At 43.9% G+C, this 19,790-nt stretch carries 14 protein-coding genes and 3 pseudogenes; 13 read left to right on the top strand and 4 right to left on the bottom strand.

What is annotated here, in order from left to right:
• A pseudogene (locus tag AC5V8P_RS11195) lies at positions 1-231 on the top strand (IS5/IS1182 family transposase); the annotation flags it as partial.
• Between the two features lie 81 nt (positions 232-312).
• Positions 313-597: pseudogene (locus AC5V8P_RS11190) on the top strand (dioxygenase); the annotation flags it as partial.
• A 113-nt stretch (positions 598-710) separates the two neighbouring features.
• On the opposite strand, the gene AC5V8P_RS11185 reads toward AC5V8P_RS11190, so the two are convergent.
• Entirely contained in the window at positions 711-1,427 is a 717-nt protein-coding gene (locus AC5V8P_RS11185) for a Crp/Fnr family transcriptional regulator (RefSeq protein ID WP_014599995.1), read from the bottom strand.
• A gap of 258 nt (positions 1,428-1,685) precedes the next feature.
• Here AC5V8P_RS11185 and adhE point away from each other — a divergent pair, with 258 nt between their 5' ends.
• The 8 genes from adhE (at position 1,686) to AC5V8P_RS11145 (ending at position 14,516) form a co-directional block, all read left to right on the top strand.
• On the top strand, positions 1,686-4,298 hold the full coding sequence (gene adhE, locus AC5V8P_RS11180; protein ID WP_064796334.1) for a bifunctional acetaldehyde-CoA/alcohol dehydrogenase: 2,613 nt from the start codon (positions 1,686-1,688) through the stop codon (positions 4,296-4,298).
• Between the two features lie 345 nt (positions 4,299-4,643).
• A complete protein-coding gene (pflB, locus tag AC5V8P_RS11175) occupies positions 4,644-6,905 on the top strand; it encodes a formate C-acetyltransferase (protein WP_063213591.1) in 2,262 nt (753 codons plus the stop codon).
• 66 nt (positions 6,906-6,971) lie between these two features.
• Positions 6,972-7,718 carry a pyruvate formate-lyase-activating protein gene (gene pflA / locus AC5V8P_RS11170; protein ID WP_063213590.1) on the top strand — a complete coding sequence of 249 codons (747 nt, stop codon included), beginning with the start codon at positions 6,972-6,974 and terminating at the stop codon, positions 7,716-7,718.
• A 230-nt stretch (positions 7,719-7,948) separates the two neighbouring features.
• Positions 7,949-10,171, top strand: coding sequence for a copper amine oxidase N-terminal domain-containing protein (locus AC5V8P_RS11165; protein WP_064796335.1), 2,223 nt, complete (start codon positions 7,949-7,951; stop codon positions 10,169-10,171).
• A 255-nt stretch (positions 10,172-10,426) separates the two neighbouring features.
• Positions 10,427-10,918, top strand: coding sequence for a Fur family transcriptional regulator (locus AC5V8P_RS11160; protein ID WP_063213588.1), 492 nt, complete (start codon positions 10,427-10,429; stop codon positions 10,916-10,918).
• 2 nt (positions 10,919-10,920) lie between these two features.
• Entirely contained in the window at positions 10,921-11,211 is a 291-nt protein-coding gene (gene yidD / locus AC5V8P_RS11155; RefSeq protein ID WP_064796336.1) for a membrane protein insertion efficiency factor YidD, read from the top strand.
• 411 nt (positions 11,212-11,622) lie between these two features.
• Positions 11,623-13,641 carry a methionine--tRNA ligase gene (gene metG, locus AC5V8P_RS11150; protein ID WP_064796337.1) on the top strand — a complete coding sequence of 673 codons (2,019 nt, stop codon included), beginning with the start codon at positions 11,623-11,625 and terminating at the stop codon, positions 13,639-13,641.
• A 158-nt stretch (positions 13,642-13,799) separates the two neighbouring features.
• Positions 13,800-14,516 carry a cytochrome c biogenesis CcdA family protein gene (locus AC5V8P_RS11145; RefSeq protein WP_064796338.1) on the top strand — a complete coding sequence of 239 codons (717 nt, stop codon included), beginning with the start codon at positions 13,800-13,802 and terminating at the stop codon, positions 14,514-14,516.
• Here the strand turns inward: AC5V8P_RS11145 and splB are convergent.
• Positions 14,509-15,573: a spore photoproduct lyase gene (gene splB / locus AC5V8P_RS11140; protein WP_064796339.1), complete on the bottom strand. Its 1,065-nt coding sequence runs from the start codon at positions 15,571-15,573 to the stop codon at positions 14,509-14,511. The genes AC5V8P_RS11145 and splB overlap by 8 nt on opposite strands.
• Positions 15,574-15,825: 252 nt before the next feature.
• On the opposite strand from splB, the gene mntR reads away from it, so the two are divergent.
• From mntR to AC5V8P_RS11125, 3 genes are all read left to right on the top strand, one after another.
• Positions 15,826-16,251 carry a transcriptional regulator MntR gene (mntR, locus tag AC5V8P_RS11135; RefSeq protein ID WP_007430946.1) on the top strand — a complete coding sequence of 142 codons (426 nt, stop codon included), beginning with the start codon at positions 15,826-15,828 and terminating at the stop codon, positions 16,249-16,251.
• A gap of 137 nt (positions 16,252-16,388) precedes the next feature.
• Positions 16,389-18,137, top strand: coding sequence for a family 10 glycosylhydrolase (locus AC5V8P_RS11130; protein ID WP_063213583.1), 1,749 nt, complete (start codon positions 16,389-16,391; stop codon positions 18,135-18,137).
• Positions 18,138-18,232: 95 nt separating this feature from the next.
• A complete protein-coding gene (locus tag AC5V8P_RS11125) occupies positions 18,233-19,222 on the top strand; it encodes a patatin-like phospholipase family protein (RefSeq protein WP_063213582.1) in 990 nt (329 codons plus the stop codon).
• Between the two features lie 116 nt (positions 19,223-19,338).
• On the opposite strand, the gene AC5V8P_RS11120 is transcribed toward AC5V8P_RS11125, so the two are convergent.
• Complete coding sequence (locus AC5V8P_RS11120; protein ID WP_064796340.1) at positions 19,339-19,659, bottom strand: hypothetical protein; 321 nt, start codon at positions 19,657-19,659, stop codon at positions 19,339-19,341.
• Between the two features lie 7 nt (positions 19,660-19,666).
• Positions 19,667-19,790, bottom strand: a pseudogene (locus AC5V8P_RS11115) (DUF1385 domain-containing protein); the annotation flags it as partial.

Genomic DNA, 19,790 nt, shown 5'->3' with positions numbered 1-19,790 from the left:
TGCCATTTTAGAGCTTTTGCAAAGCCGATCCATTACTCCGGTGATCCCATGCAAACGCAATCGGCGGGTAAAGCGTCGCTAGATTCGGAGACGTATAAAGAGCGACACTTAGTTGAATGCTTTTTCAACAAAGTTAAAAACTATCGACGCCTGGCTACTCGCTATGAAAAAACAGCGAACATGTTCATGGCTTTTTTGACGCTACTTTCTATTCGTTTATGGCTTAAATAGGTTTGCGTACAGACCCTAGTTAACAAACTAAAAAAAGTTATATGAGCAAAAAGGGATCGATGTACAAACGGATCGGGTGAGGGGCTGAATCATGGCTCGTGGACATTGTTGTATCGTATGTATTCTAAAGCAGACATTCCGATAGTTCTGATTTCCGTAAATTCATACCTTCGACCTAAGCACAGTTTGCCTTGGTGAAGTACTGTTTGGGTTGGGGGAACAATATATTCTGGTCATTGGCAGTAGCGTGATTGTTCATAATCTGCGTATTGTCAAATGTGGAGTGGCAATCCTGCAAATAAAGCTAAGGTTATCCGTAGAAGCTATGAGCTGGGGAATTTAAGTTATCTATGCTTGCAGTTTTAAGGAGTGCGGGGCAGAAGAAGTTCTCTAAAAATGGGGGAGTGGAATTAATTTAGGGAGTGTTATAAGCTAATAAAGGCTTATAACACTCCCTTTTACATAAAAAAATGATTTTATTATATCCGGCAAATCTCACGTGGGCATAATTCACAGTGGCAGACGCCTTGCAGCATTTCCAAATCCTTAACAACGATCATACCATTATCGTACTCTACTGCATTTTTCTTACGCAGATCACTGAGCATCCGATTTACGCTTTCCCGAGTAGCACCAATCATATTAGATAAGTCAGTATGAGTAATTTTTTTATGAATTAGGATATAGTCGCCGTGAGGCTCACCATAGGTATTGCATAGTCGGATGAGTGTTGAGCATAGAGCGCCAGGCTTACCGTACATCATCAAATCGCGGAACTTGGTCTGAGTAATGCGGTGATGCGAACCCATCCATTTCATAAAGTCAATCGCAAAATCACAATGCTGACAAATAAGCAGCTCCAAATCGGTATGATCGATTACGCCAATATCACTATCCTCCAGTACCTCAGCAGAAAAAGAATGCTTGGTACCGAAAAATGGATCGGCTTGACCCACAAGATCGCCGCTTTGATACATATATAGAATAAGTTCCTTGCCCTCATCCGTTGTTTTGGTTACTTTTACGCGTCCGCGCTTAATATAAAACAGCTTATCCGCTGTATCTCCTTCCCAGAACAAATGCGAGCTTTCTGGCATAACTCGATCTTTCATCATCACTTGCAACCGGTTGAAGCTGGCCTCCGAGAAGCAACAGGTGTTGCCGCGGGCTTCCATTACATTTGTAGGGTTTCTCATCGTCCATTTCCCCTTTGTATCCTATGTTTTTTATCTGCAACTTGATCAATTCAAATTCATTATATACCTGTGCAATGAGTTTTTGGGGCAAGAAGAGGGGGGAAAAGTGGCAGAATTCCAAACTTTGTGATTAAATTCACGTCATAAAATAAAATTTTAAATAGATTGTGAAAAAAATCACAAAATATCTTGGAAAGCTGTGTTACGATCAGTGCGTAGACAAGAGATAGTACACGAGATAACAGGAGGATGAGGGAAATGGCTGTTAAAAACGAGGTTATCCAAAAAGAGCAAAGCGCAGAGCAGTATATTCAAACGCTGATTGACCGGGCGAACCGGGCACAGCAAGCTTTCATGAGTATGAATCAGGAACAGATTGACGAAATCGTACAAGCAATGGCACTCGCAGGGATGGATAAACATATGCATCTGGCGAAGCTGGCTGTTGAAGAAACAGGACGCGGTGTGTACGAGGACAAAATCACCAAAAACATGTTTGCAACAGAATATATCTATCACAGCATCAAAAATGAGAAGACTGTTGGTGTCATTGAAGATAATGATTTCGATAGCTTCCAAAAGATTGCAGAGCCAGTCGGCATCATCATGGGGATCACTCCAGTGACAAACCCGACTTCGACTACAATGTTCAAAGCGTTAATTGCCATTAAAACACGTAACCCAATCATTTTCGGCTTCCACCCATCTGCTCAATCGTGTAGTGCGGAAGCAGCCCGTATCCTGCTTGAAGCAGCTGTTAAACATGGTGCTCCAGCTGATTGCATCCAATGGATTGAAGCACCTTCGATGGATAAAACAAATGTACTGATGAACCACCCTGATGTAGCATTGATTTTGGCAACTGGTGGATCAGGCATGGTTAAGGCAGCATATAGTTGTGGTAAACCTGCATTAGGCGTAGGTCCTGGTAACGTACCTTGCTTTATTGAAAAAACAGCCGACATCAAGCAAGCTGTGAACGATCTTATCCTTTCTAAATCTTTTGATAACGGTATGATCTGTGCTTCGGAGCAAGCTGTAATTATCGAAGAGCCAATCTTTGAGCAAGTGAAAAAAATGATGATTGCTAACGGTTGCTACTTTGTAAATAAAGAAGAGGCAGCTAAGCTCACTCAAGGAGCTATGAATGTAGAAAAATGCGCAGTGAACCCGGCCATCGTCGGACAATCTGCTGTGAAAATTGCTGAAATGAGCGGCATTACAGTACCGGCAGGAACAAAAATTTTGGTCGCAGAGATTGAAGGGGTAGGAACCAAATACCCATTGTCTGCGGAAAAATTGAGTCCAGTATTGGCTTGCTACAAAGTAAAAAATGCAGAGCAAGGTATCCAACGTGCTGCTGAAGTCGTAGAATTCGGCGGTATGGGTCACTCGTCAGCTATCCATTCGCAAGATGAGGACGTTATTGCTCGGTTCGCAAACCGTCTGCAAACAGGACGTATCATTGTAAATGCACCTTCCACACACGGTGCAATCGGTGATATTTACAACACCAACCTTCCTTCGTTGACACTTGGTTGCGGTTCGTACGGTCGTAACTCGACTTCGTCGAACGTATCGGCAGTTAACTTGATTAATGTGAAAAGGGTGGCGAAACGGACGGTGAATATGCAATGGTTCAAAGTACCTTCCAAAATCTATTTTGAGAAAAATTCGACACAATATCTTGCTAAAATGCCTGATATCACACGTGTAGCCATTATTACTGACCCTATGATGGTGAAACTTGGATATGTGGATCGCGTTATTCATTATTTGCATCAGCGTCAAACACCAGTAGCGATTGAAGTGTTCTCTGAAGTTGAACCAGATCCATCGACAGTTACCGTAGAACGTGGTACTGACATGATGAGACGCTTCCAACCGGATTGCATCATCGCACTCGGTGGCGGTTCGCCAATGGATGCAGCTAAAGGCATGTGGTTGTTCTATGAATATCCAGATACTGATTTCAATAACTTGAAACAAAAATTCATGGATATCCGTAAACGGATTTACAAGTACCCACGTCTGGGACAAAAAGCACAATTTGTAGCCATCCCTACAACCTCGGGTACAGGTTCGGAAGTTACTTCGTTCGCAGTAATTACAGACAAAAACCTGGGCAACACCAAATACCCACTGGCTGACTATGAGTTGACTCCTGATGTGGCAATTATTGACCCTGAATTTGTATATTCGCTGCCTAAAACAGCTGTAGCAGATACTGGTATGGACGTTCTGACACATGCAATCGAGGCTTACGTGTCTGTAATGGCTAATGATTACACAGACGGCCTGGCGATTAAAGCCATTCAACTGGTATTCCAGTACCTGGAGCAATCGGCTCTGGTCGGCGACAAGTTGGCTCGCGAAAAAATGCATAATGCTTCCACACTCGCAGGTATGGCGTTTGCTAATGCATTCTTGGGTATTAACCACAGTCTTGCACACAAGTGGGGCGGACAATACCATACGGCTCACGGTCGCACAAATGCGATCTTGCTGCCACACGTTATTCGCTACAATGCGAAAAAACCGACAAAATTTGCTTCGTTCCCTAAATATTCGCACTTTGTTGCAGATGAGCGTTATGCAGAAATTGCACGCATACTGGGACTGCCTGCACGTACTACTGAAGAAGGGGTTAACAGCCTGATTGATGCGATTCGTAAGTTGAACAAAACACTCGGTATCGAGGAATCGTTCCAACAACTTGGTTTCGATCCAAAAGATTTTGAATCACGTGTAGATTATCTGGCTGACCGTGCTTTTGAGGATCAATGTACAACTGCGAATCCAAAGCTGCCGCTGGTTACTGAATTGGCTGATGTATACCGCAACGCCTTCTACGGACGCTTCGACCAATAATGTAATTCGACCAATAATATAATAGGTAAGAAGAGGCTTGTAACAGAGCGTTTTCCCGTACAAAACCGATGCAGGCTCTCTATATAGAGAGCCTCTTGGTTTGGGAAGGGAGGTGAACGGCTAGGCTATAGATATACGCGTGAAGCTAGGGAAAATAAAGTGATAAAAATCACTCATAATGTGATCTTTATCACATACTACACTCTATCATTATTCTACAATAAGAGTGTAAGAAAGGTCCCGACACTGAGCGTAAGGCATCGGTGAAAAGGCCGGGCTCAAGAAATAGTTTAAACGTGAAAAAAATCACAAGTCCGGAAGACCAAACAATTTGGAGGGATTTACATGTCGGTGATTGAGAGAGAATTACAAGAGCAACAATCTGGCTGGAGAGGTTTTAAAAAAGGAAAATGGACTAGAGAAGTTAACGTCAACGATTTTATTGAAACCAATATCTCACCTTATGTTGGCAATGAAGAATTTTTGGTTGGTCCTACTGCCAACACAACTGCACTGTGGGAAATTGTATCTGATCTTACTAAAAAAGAGTTGGCAAACGGCGGTGTACTTGATGTAGACGTAAATACGCCATCCACCATTATTTCACATAAACCAGGCTACTTGGACAAGGACAAAGAACAAATTGTCGGTGTACAAACAGATGCTCCATTCAAACGTTCTTTGCAACCGTTCGGTGGAATCCGGATGATGATCGATGCTTGCAAAGCCTATGGTTTTGAAGTGCCACAAAGCATTGTAGACATCTTCACTCATATTCGTAAAACGCACAACCAAGGTGTATTTGACGCTTATACAGATGAAATGAGAGCAGCTCGTAGAGCTGGTATCATTACTGGTCTGCCAGATGCATACGGTCGTGGTCGTATCATCGGTGACTATCGTCGTGTTGCTCTGTATGGTGCAGACTTCTTGATCCAAGATAAAAAACTTCAATTGAAAAGCCTTGAAGTTGACTCCATGGAAGAAGACGTAATTCGTCTGCGTGAGGAAATTTCCGAACAAATTCGTGCTTTGAATGAATTGAAACAAATGGCTGCTGAGCATGGTTTCGATATCTCCAAACCAGCTAACAATGCAAAAGAAGCTTTCCAATGGGTATATTTCGGATATCTGGCAGCGATTAAAGAGCAAAACGGTGCAGCAATGTCCTTGGGACGTGTATCTTCATTCCTTGATATTTATACACAACGTGATCTTGAGGAAGGTGCACTGAACGAAGAACAAGCTCAGGAACTGGTCGACCATTTTGTTATGAAACTGCGTATTGTTAAGTTCCTGCGTACACCTGATTACAACGAACTGTTCAGTGGTGACCCAACTTGGGTAACAGAATCCATCGGTGGTATGTCTGTCACTGGAGAAACTCGTGTTACCAAAAACAGCTTCCGCTTCTTACACACACTGTACAACTTAGGGCCTGCTCCAGAACCTAACTTGACTGTACTGTGGTCAGAAAAGTTGCCTGAGGGCTTTAAGAAATATTGTGCAAAAGTTTCTATTGAAACTAGCTCCATTCAATATGAAAATGACGATCTGATGCGTCCAATCTATGGCGATGATTATGGTATTGCTTGCTGTGTATCTGCCATGAGAATCGGTAAACAAATGCAATTCTTTGGTGCTCGTGCCAACTTGGCAAAAGCTCTGTTGTACGCTATTAATGGCGGTAAGGATGAAAAATCCGGCGTTCAAGTAGGACCTGAGTTCCCTGCTATTACAAGCGAAGTGCTGGACTACGAAGAAGTGTTGAGCCGTTTCAAACCTATGATGGAATGGCTGGCAAAACTGTACATGAACACTTTGAACGTTATTCACTATATGCATGATAAATATAGCTACGAACGCATTGAAATGGCGTTGCATGACCGTGATATTCTTCGTACCATGGCTTGTGGTATTGCGGGTCTATCAGTTGCAACTGACTCCTTGAGTGCCATTAAATATGCAAAAGTTAAACCAATCCGTAACGAAAAAGGAATTGCTGTCGACTTTGAAATCGAAGGCGAATATCCTTGCTACGGTAACAACGATGACCGCGTAGATACTATCGCTGTAGAATTGGTAGAAACTTTCATGAGCATGATTCGCAAACATAAAGCTTATCGTAATGCGGTTCCTACTCAATCCGTACTGACCATTACTTCCAACGTGGTGTACGGTAAGAAAACAGGTACAACACCTGATGGACGTAAAGCAGGCGAACCGTTTGCACCGGGCGCAAACCCAATGCATGGTCGTGATAAAAAAGGCGCTTTGGCATCTCTGAGTTCCGTAGCCAAATTGCCATATGAACACAGCTTGGATGGTATTTCGAACACCTTCTCCATTGTGCCTAAAGCATTGGGGAAAGAAGAAGAAACACGCAAAACAAACCTTGTTTCAATGATGGATGGCTACTTTGGAAGCCACGCACATCATCTGAATGTCAATGTGTTTGCTCGTGAACAACTATTGGATGCAATGGAACACCCAGAAAACTATCCACAACTTACGATTCGTGTTTCTGGCTATGCCGTTAACTTTATTAAGCTGACTCGTGAGCAACAAATGGATGTTATTAACCGTACTTTCCACGGTACAATGTAAACAGGTTTTACAATACCCAATATTACAATGACGCACGCATAGCGGATGCGGGAAGGATGATACAACATGTTGAAAGGTCACATACACTCATTGGAAACCTTCGGGACCGTCGATGGTCCCGGCATCCGCTTCGTGCTCTTTATGCAAGGATGCTTGTTGAAATGTCAATATTGTCATAATCCAGACACTTGGGCCTTGAATGAAGGTAATCCGATGACGCTAGAAGAGGTATTGGCTGAGATTGAGCCGTATTTAGCCTATTACCGCTCTTCGGGAGGCGGATTAACCGTATCCGGTGGAGAACCGACACTGCAAGCTCATTTTGTAGCAGAGCTGTTCAGGGAAGTGAAGCGTCGCTGGAATTTGCACACGACATTGGACAGTAACGGCTTTAATGATGCGGCCCGTATCCATGATCTACTGGATGTAACTGATTTGGTGTTACTGGATATTAAGCACATCGATAACGATAAGCATATTAAGCTTACAGGCAAATCCAACGACCGTATGCTAAGTACGGCTCGCTGGTTGTCGGAGCAAGGGCGCAAAATGTGGATTAGACACGTATTTGTACCAGGTATTCATGACGACGAGCAAGATCTACTCAATTTGGGACGGTTCATTGGAACGTTGAACGGAGTCGAGAAATTCGAAATTTTACCTTACCATCAAATGGGTGTTTATAAATGGGAAATGCTCGGTAAGGCATATCCGCTGGAGGGAGTTCCGTCTCCAACAGATGAAGAAGTTCAACGTGCTTACCGACTTATTGAGGAAGGTCGTCTAGAGACTGCAGGAACAAATGCTACCTAACGTCCATCAAAATGTAAATGGGTCAGAACTACTTTCAGATTGTGAAGCCGCCGCCACATCAGATCAGATGGTCGGCGGTTTTTTTGTTGTTGAATTTTTGCAGTCACAGGAGAAAGTTCCCTTTTTTTCATGATCGTCAAAATTTCCTGAAACTTTTTAGCAACTGTCGCGTCTAATAGTATGACTTTTCACGGGAATGATAATAATTTGGGGATAGAAGGAGACAGACAATGAATTTCAAGAAATGGACCATGCTCACCGCCCTGGCGGTAGCTCAGGTGGCCGCAGTAGCCCCTGTAGGAGCAGAAGCAGCATCAACAACCGTTCAATCCACCGATTCGGTTAACGCACAGCAGGCTCAGACCAATGTTGCTGATTCCGGCGGTCAGAATAGTACTGGAGATCAAGGTGGAACAAGCACAACCAATAATACTGTAACATCTGGTAACACAGGTGTATCCAATGATCCAATGACTGGTCTGCCTACAGATACCACTAACGGATCGAACGTAACCAATGATGTATACAGTGGGGACGGAACAATCACCAATCCTGGTGGAGCTCCTACTTCCATGAATGCGAATCAACTGATTTTGTATTTGAACAGTGCTAAAATGGAACAAAACGGACAGGTATATACGGCAACTCAGCCGATGACCGTCAAGGACGGGGTTTCCTATGTAGCTATTCGTTCTCTTGTCAGCCGTGTCGGATTGCAGTTTAGTTATGACACAGCCACCAAAGAAACTGTAATCACTCAAGGAACAAATGTTCTGCGCTTCAAAACAGACAGCAAGGTTTATACGGTTAATGGTGAAGCTAGACAAATGAAGGGACCGGCTTTCCAGCAAAAGAACGTATTTATGGTGCCGTTGACCTCGATTACACAGGCCTTAAATATTCCTTATACTGTGAATAATACGACTAAACAAGTTATCATGGATTTGAATCAGAAACCAAAAGCTTCTTTTACGGTTCAACAAAAGGATATTTATGCGGGTGAAACCCAAGTTACGTATTTGACCAAGGAATCTTCTCCTACAGGTCTTCCGATTGTGAATCAACGTTGGGAAGGGAAGCAGGACGTATTTCAGGAGCCGGGTACATATGTAGTTACCTATTCCGTTCTTGACTCTGCTGGGAACTGGAGTGATCCTTACTCAGTAATAATTACAGTAAGACCACCAAACCAGCCGCCAGTGGCTCTGTTTACAACGGATAAAAAAGAGTACAAGATGGGTGAAAAAATCACTATTACCGACCTGAGTACTGATGATGAGAATGCTATTACTAAGCGCGATTGGGTGAATAAGAAACTTGCTTTCTTCCAACCAGGAGATGTAACAATTACCCTGACCGTAACTGATAAGCACGGCGCAACAAATAGCATAAATCAAACAATTAAAATTACGAATGAACTGCTGTACAACGAAGATGATTTCAACAAAATTTTTACGCCATATGGCGATAAATACAGTGTAGATGGCAGCCAGGTGCCTACTATGGCTACTATTCCTTTGACCAGTACATCTTCACCACGTCTTCTGATTCGTGCTAACAGCCCAGAGCGTGTGTTCCAGGATGGTATCGTGTATCAGGAAACCGGCTCAGGCAGCACGCGTATACTCGTCCATCATGTTAATGAAACGGGCCGAGATGTGAAGATGTACGTGATTGCGACGAATAACAATGTCACTCCAACCAATATAAACGTCGAAAATTCTGGTTTTGCTGGTCCATCTGAATTTGCAACGGCTGCGGGTAAAGTTTCAATTCAAAAATATTTTCAGTCTATGATAGATGGAAACAAACGTTCCAGCACAGTTCTGAATCCGGGCGAAAGTCGTATTATTTTACAGGATTTGAACGCTCAAAAAATGAAACCAAAACAAGTCATTTCTCTCTTGTCCGATCTGTATACGGATCAACCAATCCAGTATACGGTCATCATGGTGGATGCAAATGCAGATCCAATGACTGTACTGCCTACACTGGCAAAACTGCCTAAGGACGGTATTCATAACCGTGGAACATACGCGAATTCAGATATCTCGCTTAATTATACCGAAGAGGTTGGGAAAACAGCCCAACGTATCGTTCTAGGTGATAATAAGGTAGACCCGAACCTGATTGGTACCGACGGTCTGGACGGCTCTTCTGCTTCCAATGCCGGTAACTTTGGTGTCGTGTATAAAGTTAAATTGGACCATGTAGCGCCGTATTCACTGATTACATTTAACCCACGTGGAGGCGAATATTCCGGCTATGCGATGGTGAACAATCAAGTTGTGGGAATTCCAACCAATGGTTCTGTGCAAGCACCAAATGAAATGAGTGTACTGTATCGCACAGGTCATATTGAAGAAAGTGTAGAAATGTATTTCACTGCAGCTGCTGGTAGTAATCTGCCGGTTTCTATAGTAGTTATGCCTATGCCAGCTATTAAAAATTAATTTGAAATAATCGGTGTTTTTTACCGGCTTAGACCATTTTGAGTCTCATCATTCACCGTTTTAAAAGTCGATGTCATTACAGAATATAGACGTTCTCCTGTTGCGAACTTAGTTGCAGCACTGGAGAACGTCTTTTTCTTATGAGTAGTGCGAATATCTCTTATAATATTGACTTTAATCGTGGTATAATGAATAGATGCAAGCCTAAGCCTGCATCAGAAAACCTGAAACTATAGACAGGGGAGGGTGAAACGCATGCTGACAAAGGATGAGATTATCGCAACGATGTCCGCCCAAGGGTTGCGTATTACAGATCAGCGCAAGACGTTGGCCACGTTATTTTCCGAGAATGAAGGGTATCTGTCCCCCAAAGACGTTTATGAATATATGGGTAAGAAATACAGCGGACTTAGCTTTGACACAGTTTATCGCAATCTGCGTGTAATGCAGGATTTGGGTGTGCTGGAGCAGGTATCTTTTGAGGATGGAATGAAGTTCAAGGTGAGCTGTAATGAACATCATCATCATCATCATATGATTTGCTTGAGCTGTCAGAAAACATTACCGATTTCTTTTTGTCCAATGCAAATGACAGATCCGACAGATCAATTCCAAATCGTCGAGCATAAATTTGAAATTTTTGGTTATTGTAAAGATTGCCAACAGAAGATTGGGCATACTGAGAGCAAGTCGGATGGGGGATTCAGACAGACGAGCAGTCACACTCACAGCCACGGAGGCTACTAAAAATGAAAATCACCACACGCAGAGTGGTACAGGCCCCGATTCAGTTTTATCGTGCTTACATTTCACCATTAAAGCCGGCTACCTGCAGGTTTTATCCAACGTGTTCGGCGTACGCGCTGGAGGCGGTAGAAGTACATGGTGCACTCAGAGGCTCATGGCTGGCTGCAAAGCGGATAGCTAAATGTCATCCATTTCATCCAGGTGGCGTAGATCTGGTCCCTCCTGCCCAAAAAGGGATTGCTCAATCTGACAAAGATCGTGTGCCTATCCATACCGAGAAGGGTCTGACTTGACAGCACTACGCCGATTTGGTTATATTTTGGTTAATATTGTTTTCCTGTGAAGGGATGAGTAGGGTAAATCGTCCAGTGCAGAGAGCCGGAGTGAGCTGAGAACCGGTCTGGAGTGAAGCCTGAATATGGTCCTGGAGGAACCTTTTTCGAGCGTTATTGCCACAGTTAGGCTGTGCTTAAGAGGCAATCGTAAGGAGGAGGCGTGATCCAGCGTTAATGGGCGGTCAGAAGTGACTGGTGAAGCTTGTATTCCGTGAGGGTACAGGGAATTTGGGTGGTAACGCGTGAGGTGACTCTCGTCCCATAGGGGCGGGGGTCTTTTTTGTGCCCAATTGTGTCGAATTCATGAATTGGAGTACTTATCATGGCAATAGATCTTTTGCTGCTATGAACAAAACAGGAGGAACACATATGTCTAGAGAGAACACATTTTACATTACAACACCAATCTATTATCCCAGTGACAAGCTCCATATTGGTCATGCCTACACAACTGTAGCGGGGGATGCAATGGCTCGCTACAAGCGGCTACGGGGTTATGAGGTTCGTTATTTGACAGGAACGGACGAGCATGGTCAGAAGATTGAGCAGAAAGCAAATGCAGCTGGCAAAACGCCGCAACGTTTCGTAGATGATATTGTGGCAGGTATCCAAGATCTGTGGCGGAAGCTCGACATCTCAAATGACGATTTTATCCGTACTACGGAGGAGCGTCATAAGGCTGTCGTACAAGAAATCTTTGATCGTTTGTTAAAACAAGGGGATATCTATAAGGGAGAATACGAAGGTTGGTACAGCATTCCTGATGAGACTTACTATACAGAAACTCAGCTCGTTGATGTAGTGAAGGATGCTGAAGGCCATGTGATTGGAGGTAAGAGCCCGGATAGTGGACACCCTGTTGAACTGGTCAAGGAAGAGAGTTACTTTTTCCGCATGAGCAAGTATGCTGATCGGTTGCTGCAATTTTATGAAGAGAACCCGCAGTTTATCCAACCGGAATCCCGGAAAAAAGAAATGATTAACAACTTCATCAAGCCAGGGCTAGAGGATCTGGCTGTTTCCCGTACCACTTTTGAATGGGGTGTTAAGGTCAAAGGGGACCCGAAGCATGTCGTATACGTGTGGATTGACGCACTTTCCAATTATATCACAGCCTTGGGCTATGGCTCTTCCAATACCGAGCTGTACGACAAATTCTGGCCAGCGAATGTGCATATCGTAGGTAAAGAGATTGTACGTTTCCACACGATATATTGGCCGATCATGCTAATGGCACTGGATCTTCCGTTGCCTAAAAAAGTATTTGCACATGGCTGGTTACTCATGAAAGATGGAAAAATGTCGAAATCTAAAGGCAATGTGGTAGATCCAGTAACTTTGATTGACCGTTATGGTTTGGATCAACTTCGGTACTACTTGCTGCGCGAGGTGCCTTTTGGAGCAGACGGAACATTTACACCTGAAAGTTTTGTAGATCGTGTTAATTCGGATTTGGCCAATGATCTAGGCAACTTGTTGAATCGAACCGTAGCGATGGTAGACAAATATTTTGATGGCAAAGTTCCCGCTTATGAAGCCAATGTAACTTCGTTCGACGCAGCTTTGGTAGACATGGCTACATCGACTTATAGCAAAGTAGAAGAAGCTATGGAGAACATGGAATTTTCCGTAGCTTTAACGGCGATTAGCCAATTTATTAGCCGCAGCAACAAGTATATTGATGAGACTCAGCCATGGAATCTGGTTAAGGATGAGGCAAAACGTCGCGAATTGGCTTCTGTTATGGTGCATTTGGTAGAAAGCTTGCGTATTGCTTCCATTTTACTTCAGCCTTTCTTGACGCGTGCACCTCACCAGATTTGGGAACAGCTTGGTATTCGTCAAGGGGAGCTGACTACATGGGATAGCGGAAAGCAGTTTGGACGTATCCCGGAAGGAACACAGCTGGTTAAAGGGAATCCAATCTTCCCGCGTCTGGATTCGGAGCAAGAAGTTGCTTTTATCGTGGAAGCAATGACAGGAGGTAAGAAACCGGAGGAAGGTGCGACACAAGCTCAACCGCAGAATGCCTCTGAGGCGAGCCAAGAAGCACCTGAGGCGAAGGAAGAGATTGGCATTGGGGATTTTGCCAAGGTAGAACTCCGCGTTGCTCAGGTTGTCGCCTGTGAGCCTGTGAAGAAGGCTGACAAACTGTTGAAGCTCCAGCTTGATCTTGGTTATGAACAACGGCAGGTGGTATCGGGAATCGCGAAGTTTTATACACCTGAAGATATGATTGGACGCAAGGTGATCTGTGTCACAAATCTTAAGCCAGTAAAACTTCGTGGTGAGCTGTCGCAGGGTATGATTTTGGCAGCATCACATGGGGATCAGCTTACATTAGCTACTGTACCGGATGGTATGCCAAATGGCGCTATTGTAAAGTAAGAGAGTATGCAATAAAAAATGTAATGAGCGTATGTTTGGGTATCATCCCCAGGCATACGCTTTTTGGCTTGCATCATATTTTTCTCTGCCTATACGTATGTTTTAGTAGGTAGGGCTTGTATCTGCGTGTTCACTAAGACAGGTGGGAGGAAATAATGATGTCAGATGTCAACGCAGGGTTGGCCATCGTTGCTGGGCTAGTTTCTTTTTTTTCACCGTGCTGCTTACCACTATATCCATCATATTTATCGTATATTACAGGGATGTCAGCGCGTGAACTGGCTGAAGGGCGCCACAAGGCGGAGGTGCGCTATCGGACGATGGGACATACACTTGCTTTTGTATTAGGCTTTTCGGTTGTTTTCTACTCACTAGGGGCAAGTGTCGGGCTGCTTGGAGAATGGTTTGCCAATTATGGGGATATGCTAAGAGTTGTAGCGGGGCTGCTTATTATACTCATGGGTCTGATATCTCTTGGTTTCGTGCGTCCATTGTTTCTAATGAGAGAGCATAAACTGCGCTGGACATGGAAACCTGCCGGATACGCTGGTTCCTTTGTAATCGGAATTGGGTTCGCGGCAGGCTGGTCGCCTTGTATCGGTCCTATGCTAACAGCTATTATCGCTTTGGCGGCAGTAGAGCATCACATTTGGTTCAAGTTGATTACTGGCTACGCGCTTGGTTTTGCGATTCCATTTTTTGCCTTAGCTTTGCTGGCAGGCAGTGTTAGGTTATCCTCCCGTTATACTTCCATCCTTATCCAAATAGGTGGTCTGCTGCTTGTAACCACTGGCGTTTTGCTGGTAACAGATCATATGACAGATGTAACGCTTTATTTACAACGGATTACCCCCGATTGGATGCTGGTTATGTGAAATATTCAATACGACTTAAAGGGAAATGTTCAAAAATGCGTTCTGTAATAAACTCCCGCAATGCATTTTGTTGTTCATCAGGATAAACATATTTATTTTGGCCCCAGCGGCCCCATTTTTTCTTTCGTTTCTCTATGTCCATCTCTAGTTTGGTTTTTGGGTAACGTTTCTCGATAACAGCTTTGGATGTTTTGGTGAAGCGATGCTGAATTAGTTCGAATGTCAGATCCTTCGTAGCATGCTGGGGCAAGGTTTCTCCCAATCTACGCAGTAACTCTCCGTAACCTTTTTCCCAGCCGTCATACCAAATGATAGGAGCAATGATGAATCCCAGCGGATAACCAGCCCGTGCAATTTTGCCTGCTGCTTCGATACGTTCCTCGAAGCGTGAAGTTGCAGGTTCAAACTGTTTGATAACATAATCGGAATTAATGCTAAAGCGGATGCGGGTATGACCATTATGTTTAATATCCAGCAATGGATCGACATGATGATATTTAGTCACAAAACGAAGTCGGCCAAATTCCTCATCTGCCATGAAACGAATCAAGTCTCCAAGCGATCCGGTGATATGCTCCAAACCAACTGGATCGGAGGTACAAGCTGCTTCAAACCGAGTAATTTCAGGCTTGCGCTCCTCAATATAGGTTTTAGCTGCTGATATGATATCGTCAGTGTTGACATATATGCGAATATACGGCTTTGCCCCCAAGGTTGTCTGTAAATAGCAATAGTGACAGTGCCCCATGCAACCGGTCGAAATAGGAATGGCATATTCGGCGGAGGGCTTGGATTGGTCAAAAGTTAATGTTTTACGGATACCGACAACCAGTGTCTTTTTTGCCATTCTGTACTTTTCAACCTCAGTTTCACCTGGTAAATTGGTAATTCGGTTGTGAGAGGTAGTCATCCGATACGGAATATCCTTGGCTTTGACCCAATCCATAATACGCTGGCCTTTGGGATAATTCAGTGCGTCTGGCTCAAAAAACACCAGATCAGGCATAAATGGCTTGGTTCCTCTGGTTTGGACAGGAGTACGCTCAAGCGTAGACATGGCTAACGCTCCTTTCGAAATAAATACTCTGTGCTCTGGTGTCCAACGCTAACGCATCTCCGCAGAAATCAACGATACAAGGGCGACAATATTAGTATCCCCGGCTTAAATTGAACAAATCGTGGCAATAGATGTGAGTGAAGGGACGAGACTTGCCAATAAGCGATGATAACATGTATCATTACATAGTAGGTTTAATGCAGGAAATGAAGGCGGTAAGCGCCCGTTCAATAACAGAAAAGAGGGAAACAAGTGCCAACGCCAAGCATGGAAGATTATTTGGAGCGCATTTACCAACTGATCGATGAGAAGGGATATGCTCGTGTCTCGGATATCGCAGAGGGTTTGGAGGTGCACCCTTCGTCCGTCACCAAGATGATTCAGAAGTTGGATAAGGACGATTATCTTGTATATGAGAAGTATCGGGGACTGATTTTAACACCGAAAGGGAAAAAGGTCGGAAAACGGTTGGTTGATCGCCACCAGTTGCTAGAGCAATTTCTGGATATGATTGGGGTTGACAAGGACCTGATATATAAAGATGTGGAGGGTATTGAACACCATTTGAGCTGGGATTCCATTACCCGTATCGAGACATTGGTGGAATATTTCCGCCGAGATGAAGATCGCTTGCGCCAGCTTCATGACATACACAAGGAATTGAGTGGGGATTCCTAAAAGCATCAGTCCTTATGGACGATGCTTTTTTTATTTGTCCTGACCGCAACAAAACCCGGTTATTAGCGTCTATCCATTATATAGCAGGACAAGATAGGGGTTAAAATTAACAGGGTTAGTGGAGGATTATAAAAGATATGAAACGGAAGAAAATAGGGCTCATGGCTGCGGGCCTGCTCTTAGCAGTACAGACTGCCATTGTGCCTGGAGTTCAAGCAGCACCAACTGGCGAAATTGAGATTATATTGGACGGACAAACCCTGCAAAGTGATGCGTCACCATATATTGTGCAGGGAGCGAATGTCACAATGGTCCCTTTGCGAGTAATTAGTGAGGGATTAGGCGCTCAGGTCAACTGGTCGGCATCATCCGGTACGGTAACGATTACAGCACAAAACAAAAATATATCTATGGAAAATGGTGCACAAAGCGCTACTGTGAACGGGAAGTCGGTTCGATTGGATGCATCTGCACGCATGTTAAGTAGGCGAGTCATGGTGCCACTGCGTTTTGTTGGCGAAGAGTTGGGCTTAAAAGTAGACTGGAAAGCCTCGGAACGGGTCATTACGCTAAGCAGTGGTAAAGAAGGTACCTCTACTAGTGGGAACACTTCTTCTGTGGGAAGCAGTAGCTCAACATCTAATTCGTCAGCATCTGGCAACCAGAGGAGTGTAAGTACAGATCAGGGAGCCCAAGCCAATGATGAACAGGACGTTGTCAACACACCGTCCACCTCTACTAAGGAGGACAGTTCAAGTTCCTCCCAGGGGAATATGACTCAGGTAAAGGCTACAACTTCTATGCGCGGAGCATGGATTTCCACTATAAATGGAGATTGGCCTTCTTCTGCTGCTCGAAGCAGCTCGGAGAAGCAAAAGCAGGAATTTACAAAAATGCTTGATGATTTGCAAGGCATGGGAATTAATGCAGTATTCGTTCAGGTTCGTGCCAGTGGTGATGCGCTCTATCCGTCTGACCTTGTGCCGTGGAGCAAGTATTTGACCAATACCCAAGGCAAGAATCCAGGCTATGATCCCTTGAAATTTATGATTAGTGAATCACATAAGCGGGGGATGGAATTCCATGCCTGGTTTAATCCTTTCCGTGCTAATTCTACAGGAACAACTAGCGGTTTAGCAGCTAATCATGTGGCTAATCAACACCCGGATTGGATTGTTAAGAATGGTAGCCAGTTGTACATTAACCCAGGAATCCCGGCTGCACGTCAGCATGTCATTGATGCGATTATGGAAGTCGTAAACGGATATGATATTGACGGTGTCCATTTGGACGATTATTTTTATCCTTACAGCGGGACTTTTGATGATGATGCGACCTTTAAAACATATAATGCCAACAAAATCTCTAACAAGGGTGACTGGCGGAGAGATAATGTGAATAGTTTTGTTCGCGATTTGGGCAAAAGTATTCATGCCAGCAAGTCAAAAGTTCAATTCGGGATCAGTCCTTTTGGGGTATGGCGCAACAAGTCTCAGGACTTGACGGGTTCAGACACCAAGGCAGGCGTTACAGCTTATGATACGACATTTGCGGATGTAAGAACCTGGATTAACAAAGGATGGATTGATTATGTAGCTCCACAAATTTACTGGAGTATCGGTTTCCCGGCAGCTGGATATGACAAGCTCGTCGCATGGTGGTCTAATGAGGTCAAAAATTCAGATGTTAAGCTATATATCGGTCATTCACCTTATAAAATCGGTACTCCTGAAAAAGGATGGCAATCAGCGCAAGAGCTAATTAAGCAGCTTGAACTAAACGAGAATTATAAGCAGGTTAAAGGGGATATTTATTTTAGTGCACAGCATTTGCGCAAAAATCCATACGGACTCATTCAACTTCTTCAAAATTATTATCAATTATGATATAAATTGGATCATTTAGGTTCTATATGGACCTCCGTTCTCATACATAAGCAGTAGAACTGCTTACTCCCAAGAGAACGGAGGTTTTTTGATCTATGCTGATCAATGCTGTGTTCCAGGGTGGAGGGGTTAAGGGAATTTCGCTGGCGGGTGCAGTTAAGGCTGCGGAGGAGCATGATATTGTATTCAATCGTTTGGCAGGTACATCATCAGGTGCTATTGTAGCCGCTTTATTGGCTGCGGGATATACGGCAGATGAAATGAAAGCCGTAATTGAGAAAACCCCCTTGGTCAAGTTGTTGCGGCGTTCTCCAGTATTCAACATTAAGTGGGTTGGCCCAGCAGCACGTATCTTTCTTAAAAAAGGGCTCTACTCAGGGGAGGCACTGGAGCATTGGGTGCGTGAGTTGTTACGAGCTAAGGGAGTGCGTACATTCGCGGATTTACCTCCTGGCAAGCTGCGCATTATTGCATCAGATATTACGAATGGCCGCATTTTGGTGCTCCCTGAGGACATCAAACGTTTTGGTATTAATCCTTCTTCACTGGAGGTAGCCAAGGCCATTCGGATGAGCACCAGCATCCCTTATTTTTTTGATCCTGTTATGTTAAGACTTGATTCTGCACTTGCTAAGGGAAAAACCTTTTCCCAGCAATTTGTATTTGTTGTTGATGGGGCCTTGCTTAGTAACTTGCCTTTGTGGCTTTTTGATGAGCCTGTAAATGAACGTGAGGCCAAAACCATTCCAACGGTAGGTTTTCAAATGGTGGGCAAAACAGGGACGGAGACGAAGGTTTCTTATATACGGGGCCCACTGACTATGCTACAGGCTATTTTTGATACAATGCTATCGGCACATGATGAAAGGTATATTGAGCAGGAGAATCGATATCGGACCATTAAAATTCCAACTTTGGGTATCCGAACAGCACAATTCAGCATTTCACCCGAACAAAGTGATTTGTTATACGCTTCAGGTATGCAGGCAGGAGAAGCTTTTTTCCACAAATGGAGCATCACTTCTTACCAGCAGCAGTATAGTAAGTATCAATTGATGAAAGATACCATGTATGCCATGAAGTAGATACCATTTACTGGAGGTTAGAGTTGAGTTTAAAAAAGAAAAAAGGAGCCTATTCCCGTTCATTTTCAAAACACGGGTGATGGCTCCTTTGTGCTACATTTTAAAGGAAATGATTATTAATGGTACTTTGGCTGTTCCTCTTCATTTTTACCCTTGGACCCTTCAATCACATGAAAAGGATATGTTTTGCGTTTGTTTGTAGTCTGCTGCTTACGTGCACTGGCTGTTTTGGTCATCGTGCGCACAGAAGGTTTAATTTTTGGAGTTCGGTTGCGTTGTCCTGGCTGGTATTTGTACAGCAGAAATATAACTGCAAACACAAAGACCGGGATTAGTAAACTCATAAGAAAGCCCCAGCTACCTTTCCATAGCATATCTACAATGCCATATGCGCCTAAAGCAAGGGTAAGCCAGAAAATAACGGCGTGTCTGTACATCATTCACTCATCCTTTCACAGGATCAAGGACCGGATTGTTGAGGGTCTCCTTTACAGGCACATTTTCCAACTCAGCATCCAATTCAAGCATACGCTTAAACGAGGCAATTGATACCTCCACTTGATCATCA

Source organism: Paenibacillus sp. N119s (assembly GCF_059447605.1).
Note: the sequence above shows the minus strand (reverse complement) of the source record. Positions and strands in the feature narration are given on the sequence as shown.